The 8,127-nt window shown below is 76.5% G+C and carries 6 protein-coding genes; 3 read left to right on the forward strand and 3 right to left on the reverse strand.

Annotated elements, in window-relative coordinates; translation table 11 throughout:
* Window positions 1-7: 7 nt before the first annotated feature.
* Window positions 8-751: a glycosyltransferase family 2 protein gene (locus PYV61_RS16605; protein ID WP_275833612.1), complete on the reverse strand. Its 744-nt coding sequence runs from the start codon at window positions 749-751 to the stop codon at window positions 8-10.
* 224 nt (window positions 752-975) lie between these two features.
* Between PYV61_RS16605 and PYV61_RS16610 the strand changes: the two genes are divergently transcribed.
* From PYV61_RS16610 to PYV61_RS16620, 3 genes are all read left to right on the forward strand, one after another.
* Window positions 976-1,698 (forward strand): DUF4397 domain-containing protein, encoded by a 723-nt coding sequence (locus PYV61_RS16610; RefSeq protein WP_275833614.1) that lies wholly within the window; start codon window positions 976-978, stop codon window positions 1,696-1,698.
* A gap of 78 nt (window positions 1,699-1,776) precedes the next feature.
* Window positions 1,777-2,649 carry a protein phosphatase 2C domain-containing protein gene (locus PYV61_RS16615; protein WP_275833616.1) on the forward strand — a complete coding sequence of 291 codons (873 nt, stop codon included), beginning with the start codon at window positions 1,777-1,779 and terminating at the stop codon, window positions 2,647-2,649.
* A gap of 52 nt (window positions 2,650-2,701) precedes the next feature.
* Entirely contained in the window at window positions 2,702-3,340 is a 639-nt protein-coding gene (locus PYV61_RS16620; protein ID WP_275833618.1) for a hypothetical protein, read from the forward strand.
* An 18-nt stretch (window positions 3,341-3,358) separates the two neighbouring features.
* Here PYV61_RS16620 and PYV61_RS16625 read toward each other — a convergent pair whose 3' ends face one another.
* Window positions 3,359-5,998 (reverse strand): TonB-dependent receptor, encoded by a 2,640-nt coding sequence (locus tag PYV61_RS16625; RefSeq protein ID WP_275833619.1) that lies wholly within the window; start codon window positions 5,996-5,998, stop codon window positions 3,359-3,361.
* 70 nt (window positions 5,999-6,068) lie between these two features.
* On the reverse strand, window positions 6,069-8,127 hold a 2,059-nt coding region (locus PYV61_RS16630; protein WP_275833621.1), incomplete at its 5' end, for an Ig-like domain-containing protein.

Raw genomic sequence — 8,127 nt, forward strand, 5'->3', positions numbered from 1 at the left:
CCTTGGCTCACAGAACGACATGGCTACGATCCGACTTCGCGGCGCGGCGGCGCTCGGCGGCGCGCAGCGCCAGCAGCTCGCGCACGCAGCGGCGGCCGATGCGCGCCCACGTGAGCAGCCCCGCGAGCGACTGGTGCCCGGCGCGCCGCGCGAAGTGGCGCACGCGGACCTCGCGCACCCGGGCGTCGCCGCGGCGGGCGAGGATCGCGATCATCACCATCGGGATGAAGGCGTCGCGCGGGATGCGGACGAGGATCGGCTCCAGCGCGCGGCGCCGCATCAGCTTGAACGGGCAGTTCGCGTCGCGGACCCAGCGCTGCCAGACGGCGAGGTTGACCAGGCGCAGCACCCCCGACACCAGGGCGCGGAAGGCGCCGTCGGCGCGCGCGTCGCGGACGCCGAACACGAAGTCGGCGGCGTCGCGCCGCTCCCAGAGCGCCCAGAAGTCGTCGGGGGCGTGCTGGCGGTCGCTGTCGGTCTGGAAGACCCACTCGCCGGCGCACTGCTCGAGGGCGAGGCGCAGCGCCGGGCCGTGCCCCGCGTTGCGCGGCGTGCGCAGGACGCGCAGCGCCGGCAGCCGCTCGGCGAGCGCGGCGAGCCGCGCCCCGGTGTCGTCGGTGCTGCAGTCGTCGACGACGACCAGCTCCGCGCCCGGGACGGCGGCGACGACGCCGTCGTGCCACTCCGAGACCGACCGCTCGATGTGGGCGGCCTCGTTGTAGGCGGGCATCACGACGGACAGGGTCGCCATCGGGCGGTCGGGGGCGCGGGCGGGGAACGACGGCGCGGGCGTCGCGACGGAGCGGGCTGGCCGGCTCGGTCACGACACCCGACGGGTGGGTCCGCCATGAGATGCACCTCACGTGCCCGGGCCCGCCGCGACCCCCGTCACGTCGGGCGCCGAAGCGCGGGGCCGGGCGCCGTGGTGCGCTCCGTGCTCCTCCGGCGGGCCTCACCCCCACCGGCCGCCGCCCGATGCCGCTCCGCCGCCCCGCCCGCCTCCTCGCCCTCGCCGCCCTCGCCGGCGCCGTCGGGTGCGACGAGGAGAGCACCCTCCCCGCGCTCCGCTCCTTCGCGACCGCCGCCGTGCGGGTGGTCAACCTGCTGCCGTCGGCGCCGACGGCCGGGCTGTTCGCCGGCGGGACGGCGCTCGGCGGCGCGGTCGGCTTCGGCGCCGCGGGGGGCGCGTGCCTCGACGTCCCGGTCGGGGAGCCGCTCGCCTTCCGCGCCGCGGGGCAGGCGACCGACCTGGCGACGACCACGACGACGCTGGACGCGGGGCAGCGCTACACGGTCGTGCTGTACGGCACCGCCGCCGCGCCGCAGGTCGCGGTGCTGAGCGACGCCGGCGCGCCGTCGGCGGCGGCCGGGACGAACGCGATCCGCGTCTTCAACGCGACCGCGACCAGCGGGGACGTGTGGGTGACCGCCGCCGGCGCGGCGCTCGCCGGGGCGCCGACGGTGGCGGCGCTGGCGCCCGGGCAGGCGACGACCGGCGACGCGGAGTTCGGGCGCTACCCGACGGCGAGCACGCAGGTGCGCCTGTTCGACGTGGGCGCGACCGCCGGCGCGGCGCGCGCGACGACGACGGTCGCCGCGTCGGCGCTGTCGGCGGGGCGCGCGGGGACGGTGTTCCTGACCGACGCGACGCTGGCCGGCGGGACGAACGCCAGCGTGGTCGCGGCGCCGTGCCCGTGAGGGACGCCCGCGCCGGCGCGCGGCCGTGACAGCGCCGGGGGCGCGGGGTATGTTCGCGCCACCCCCGCCCCCCGACCGGTGACGACACCCCACGGCCCGTCCCGCCCCCCGCGCGACGACGAGATCGACGTGCACGGCCTCTCGCACCGCGGCAGCGTGCGCACGGAGAACCAGGACCACTTCCTCCTGGCGACGATCCACAAGCGGGTGCACGTCATCGCCACGAACCTCGAGGACGCGGGGCACCGGCTGCCGGTCGAGGAGCAGCGCCTCGCCTACCTCGCGATGGTCGCCGACGGCGTGGGCGGCGGCGTCGGGGGCGCGGAGGCCAGCGCGGCGGCGCTCGAGGCGGCGATGCACTACGTGAACGAGAGCACGGCCGTCTACTACGGCGCGCGCGCCGACGAGGCGGAGTTCACCCTGCTGCTGCAGGCGGCGGCGATGCGCGCCCACGAGGCGGTGCGGGCGCGGCGCGCGGCGCTGGGGGCGCAGGGGACGGTCGCGACCACGCTCACGCTCTACATCGGCGTGTGGCCGACGTACTACCTGCTGCAGGTGGGCGACTCGCGCTACTACGTCTGGAACGGCGGGCGGCTGCGCCAGGTGACGCGCGACCAGACGATGGCGCAGGACCTCGTCGACACCGGCGTGCTGTCGAGCGACGCGGCGAGCCGCACCCCGCTCGCCCACGTGCTCTCCAGCGCCCTCGGCTCCGACACCACGGCGCCCGTGGTGACGCGGCTCGACGCCGACTGGGGGAACGTCCACCTGCTCTGCTCCGACGGGCTCACCAAGCACGTGAGCGACGCGCGCATCGCCGAGGTGCTCGGGGCGATGACCAGCGCGCGGCAGGCGTGCGAGCAGCTGCTGCAGGACGCGCTGGCCGGGGGCGGGACGGACAACGTGACGATCATCGTCGGCCGGGCGCTCGCGCCCGCCACCGGCGGCTGACGGCACCGCGATTGCCCTTCCGACGCCTGACCATCAGGCGGAGGGCAGTCCCATGACGACCATCGAACGCGCGGCCCGGCGGGGGGCGGCCGCGCTGATCCTCGCCGCGACGACGGCCTGCGCGAGCGGCTCCGGCGGCGGCGGGCTCGGCGAGATCCTCGGCAGCGTCCTCGGCGGCGGCGCGACGGGCGGCGGGAGCAACGCCGCCCAGGTGAGCGGCGTCGTCCGCCAGGTCGACACGCGGTCGCGGCAGATCGGGCTCCAGCTGTCCAACGGCCAGACCGTCGGACTCGGCTACGACGACCAGACGCAGGTCGTCTACAACAACCAGCGCTACGCCGTGACGTCGCTCGACCCGGGCGACCAGGTCACCGCGCGGGTGCAGCAGGCGGGGAGCAACGCGTACTACACGGACCTCGTGCAGGTCGACCAGCCGGTGCAGGGGACGGGCGGGACGACCGCCGGCTCGGACGAGTCGGTGCGCGCGGTGCAGGGGACGGTGCGGCAGGTCGACCAGCAGAACGGCCTGTTCTCGCTGCAGACGTCGAACGGGACGCTCACCGTGTCGCTCCCGTACAACGTGAGCCGCACCGACCAGCAGCGCTTCCAGAGCCTGCGGCCGGGCGACTCGGTGCGGCTGTACGGCGTGTACCTGAACGCGACGCGCGTCGAGCTGCGCCAGTTCAACTGAGCGCGCCTCCCGCCCGGCTCAGCGCTGGAAGGTGACGCTGAGCCCGGCGGTGCGCGGCTGGTTGGTCAGGAAGCCGACGCGGGCGCGCAGCCCGCGCTCGCGGTCCAGCGCCAGCAGCGCGCGCTCGTCGGTGAGGTTGTTGACGAACAGCGCCGCCTCCCAGCTCGCCCGCCGCACCCCCGCGCGCAGGTTGAGCAGCGTGTACGCCGGCAGCTCGGGGTCGAAGGTGAACGTCCCCGCGCTCAGCGGCCCGCCGATCGTGTTGGCGCCGAACGAGCGCAGGTCCACGGTGCCGATCCCCGGCGTCAGGTCCTCGATCTGGGTGTAGCGCGAGCCGGTGTGCTGCAGCGCGCCGGTGAGGTAGCCGAGCGCGCCGCCGCGGAACGGACGGCGCACCGTCGCCGCGAGCGCCGCCTGCAGGCGCGGGACGCTGGGGAGGCGGTTCCCCGACTGGATCCCCGCGACGACGCTGGAGCGCCCCTGCGCGTCGGTGGAGGTGAGGGTGGAGCGCAGCTCGGCGTCGGTGAAGGTCGCCGACGCGGAGAGGTCGAGCGCCGGCGACGGGGCGAGGGTGAGCTCCACCTCCGCGCCGCGGCTCACCGCCTCGGGGACGTTGAAGATCAGGCGCGACGAGCACGAACCGGCGGTGACGGTCATCTGCAGGTCGCGGATGTCCATGGTGAACGCCGACACGTTGAGCGAGCCGCGCCCGCCGAGGATGCGCGCCTTGGCGCCGACCTCGTAGTTCCACGCCGTCTCGTCGCGCCAGGAGTCGCGTCCCTGGAAGGTGGCGAGGTCCTGCGCGGTGCAGAGCGGCACGTTGAGCGGGTCGTTGATCCCGCCGAGGCGGAAGCCGCGCGCGACCTGCGCGTTGAACGTCAGGTCGTCGGTGGCGCGGAAGCTGGCGATGGCGCGCGGCGCCAGCCCGTCGGCCTCGATGGAGCCGGGGCTGGAGACGAGCGCGGTGCCGTTGTCGTCGTTGCCGAAGATCCCGTCGAAGACCTGCTCGCGGTCTTCGTCGAAGCGGTAGTAGCGCAGCCCGCCCGTCAGGTCGAGGCGCGGCAGGACGGTGACGGTGGCCTCGCCGAACACGGCGAGCTGGCGCAGGTCGTAGCCGAGGTCGGAGTAGAACAGGACGTCGCGCGGCGCGCGCAGCCCCTGCGTGGCGACCCCCGACGTGGCCTCGAAGCCGGCGACGGTGAGGCGCTGCGCGTAGTCGCGCCGGTTGTCGCTGAAGAAGCCGCCGACCAGCCAGCGCGCGCGCCCCGCGCCGCCCGCGAGGCGGAGCTCCTGCGTGACCACGCGCGAGTCGGTGCGGTCGTCGAGCGGGGCGTCGAGGGTGTAGACGCGCTCGGGGAGCCCGACGCTCCCGCCGGTGATGCTCGACGTCAGCGCGCCGGCGTCGCGGACCACGCGCACGTCGCGCGTGGTGACCGACGTGACCGACGTCAGCGCCGCGGGGCCGAAGTCGTAGCGCACGTTCAGGTCGCCGACCAGCCAGTCGTCGGTGAACGGCTCCTCGATCTGCGTGAACTGCTGCCGCTCGCCGAGCGTGACGGCGGGGCGCGTGGTGGTGTACGGGTTGGCGAGGATGTTGAACGCGTCGATCCGGTTCCACCCGTCGGCGCGGGCCGCCTGGAAGACCACGCGCGGGGTGATGGTGAGCGCGTCGGTGGGGGCCAGGCGCAGCGCGGCGCGCCCGCCGGCGCGCGTCCCGGCGTTGACGTTCTCGCGCACCGCGAGCCCGGGCTGCACGGCGTCCATGAAGCCGGGGAGCCGGCTGAACCAGCCGGCCACGCGTCCGGCGGCGCGGGCGCCGAGGGGCACGTTGGCGCCGAGCTTCGCGACCGCGCCCGCGCCGCCGCCGATCACCGAGCTGGCGCCGACCTCGCCGAAGGTGGCGCGCACGCCGAGCTCCGGCTGGTTGGTGATGTAGCGGACGGTGCCCGACAGCGACCCGGCGCCGAACAGCGTCCCCTGCGGGCCGCGCAGCACCTCGACGCGCGACAGGTCGAACAGGTCGAGGTCGGGGGTGAAGAGCGAGAGCGAGATCGGCACGTCGTCGAGGTAGGCGCCGACCTGCTCCTTCACCCCGGGCTGGTCGCGCGCGATCTGCCCCGCCGAGGCGCCGCGGACGGCGACGGTGCTCTGCCCGGGCCCGAGGTTCTGCACCGTGAAGCCGGCGACGTTGGCCGCCACGGCCTCGAGGTTCTCGGCGCCGCGCTCGCGCAGCACCGTGGCCGTCGGCGCGGCGATCGAGAACGGGACGTCCTCGAGCGTCTGCTCGCGCAGCGTGGCGGTGACGACCACCGACTGCAGCGGGAGCGTCTCGAGCGCGAAGTCGGCGGTCGCCTCGCCGTCGACGCGGACGTCGGCGCGCGCGGCGCGGCGGTAGCCGATGAGCGACGCGGTGACGGTGTAGCTCCCCGGCGCGAGCCCGGGGATCGCGTAGCGGCCGTCGGCCCGCGTGGTGACGCTGCGGAGCGCGCCGCTGGCGGCGTTGCGCGCCGTCACGAGCGCGGCCTCGAGCGGGGCGCCGTCGGCGTTGCGGACGGTGCCGGCGAGGCGCCCCGCGGCCGGCTGCGCCGCGGCCGCGGAGGCGGCGGTCAGGAGCGCGAGCGCGGCGGCGAGGAGCTTCCGGGTGCGAGGCGAACGCATGACCCCTCCTGCGTGAGGGTGGGACGCCGATACCCCTGCGCCCCTGTCATGCGCCCGCCCGGCGGCTTTGTCAACGTGCGCGCAGGCGCCGCGGGAGCTTCGCCGGCGCACTGCGGTCGAGCAGCGCGGCGCCCGCGCCTGCCGCCGAGCCGCCGGTCACCGTCGCGGTGAGCGTGACCCCCGTGTACGCCTCGTAGCCGTGGATGGTGACGAACCACTCGCCGGCGGCAGGCGCGTCGAACGTGCACACCTCCACGTTCTCGAGGTCGTTCGACACGCAGTCCCACGTCGAGCCCTCGGGGGGCGCGCCGCGGCGCACGTAGACGTCGGCGTCACCCGTGCCGCCCGTGGTGCGGAACTCGACGCGCGCGGCGCCGGCGGGGACGGTGAGGACGAACGTCGTCTCGCTGTTCTCCGCGCCCGCGAGCCCCGGCACCGCGACGCCGCTCGTCAGCCGCGTCACGCCCGGCGGGGTGGTCGGCGTGGTCGGCGTGGTCGGCGTCGTCGGGGTCGTGGGCGTGGTGGGCGTCGTCGGGGTGGTTGGCGTGGTCGGCGTCGTCGGCGCGGTCACGGTGACGGTGGCGGTCGCGCTCTGGCTCGGGTCGGCGACCGACGTCGCGCGGATGGTCGCGGTGCCGGCGGCGACGCCGGTGACCACGCCGGCGGCGTTCACCGTCGCGACGGCGGTGCTCGACGACGACCAGCTCACGCCGGTCGCGTTGCTGCCGGTCACGGTCGCCGCGAAGCTGCGCGTCTCGCCGACCGCCAGCGTGGCGCTCCCCGGCGTCACGCTCACCGCGACCGTCGGCGTCGTCGGCGTGGTGGGCGTCGTGGGGGTGGTCGGGGTGGTGGGCGTCGTCGGCGTCGTCGGGGTGGTCGGCGTCGCCGCGGTCACCGCGATCGTCGCCGTGGCGACGACGTTGGGGTCGGCGACCGAGGTGGCGCGGATCGTCGCCGTCCCCGTCGCGACGCCGGTGACGACGCCGGCCTGCGTGACGGTGGCGACGCCCGGCGTCGCCGAGCTCCAGGTGACGCCGGTGGAGTTCGTGTTCGTGACGGTCGCGAACAGCCGCGTCGTCGCGCCCACCGCCACGGTGGCCGACGACGGCGAGACCGAGACGGCGACCGGCGGCGTGACGGTGACGCGGGCCGTCGCCGAGAACGACGTGTCGGCCGTCGACGTGGCGCGGATCAGCGCGGTCCCGGCGGCGACGCTCGTCACGACGCCGTCGGGCGCCACGGTGGCCACCTGCGGGTCGCTGCTCGTCCAGCGGACGGTGAGGTTGGTCGTGCCGCTCACGCTCGCGCTCAGCCGCACCGTGCGGTCGGGGCCCTGCAGCGTCGCGCTGCCGGGGACGACGCGCACGCGGATCGACGACGCCGGGCGCACCACGCCGCTCAGCGTCGCGCGCAGCGTGGCGTCGTCCGACAGGGCGAGCGTCGCCGTGAACGCGACCGCGGTGTCGGCGGTGGTCGACGCGGTGAGCAGCACGCGGTCGCCGTCGGCGGTGGCGCCGAGCAGCACGCTGGCGGGCGACGCCGAGACGACGACGACGCGCGACGGCGCCACGTAGCGCGACGTGGCCGGCGTCGCCGGCAGCGCCGACAGCCGCGCGGGGAGGCGCGCGACGAGCGCGCCGGCGCTGGCGGGGAGGTCGAGCGCCGCGGCGTGCACCGCGTCGAGGGCGGCCGTCGCGGGCGCGATGGCCGCGTCGCCCGCCTCGCCGCCCGACAGGGCGCGGGCGCGCAGCACGACGTCGGCCGGGACCCCGTGCCCGCTCACGAACTGCGTGGAGCCGAGCGACTGCACCGCGAGCCCCTCGGCGACGTAGCACGCCTCGGGGAGCTGCGCGACGTCGGCGATCAGCGACGGGAGCGCCCCGAGGGCGACGACGCCGCTGACGCCGAGCAGCAGCGCGTTGCCGGACGACGGCGCCGCGAGCCCGACGACCGCGCCCGAGAGCGCGGACTGGATGGCGCGGCTCGACTGCGTGGTGGCGCCGACCGCGCGGGCGCACGAGCTGGTGAACGCGGGCGCGGCGGCGGCGAAGGCGTGGCTCGGCGCCCACCCCAGCGTGCGGCGCGGCCCGCCGGCGACGGACAGCGCGTGGACGGGCGCCGCGGCCGCC

Source organism: Roseisolibacter sp. H3M3-2 (assembly GCF_029211165.1).
Taxonomy (GTDB): Bacteria; Gemmatimonadota; Gemmatimonadetes; order Gemmatimonadales; family Gemmatimonadaceae; genus Roseisolibacter.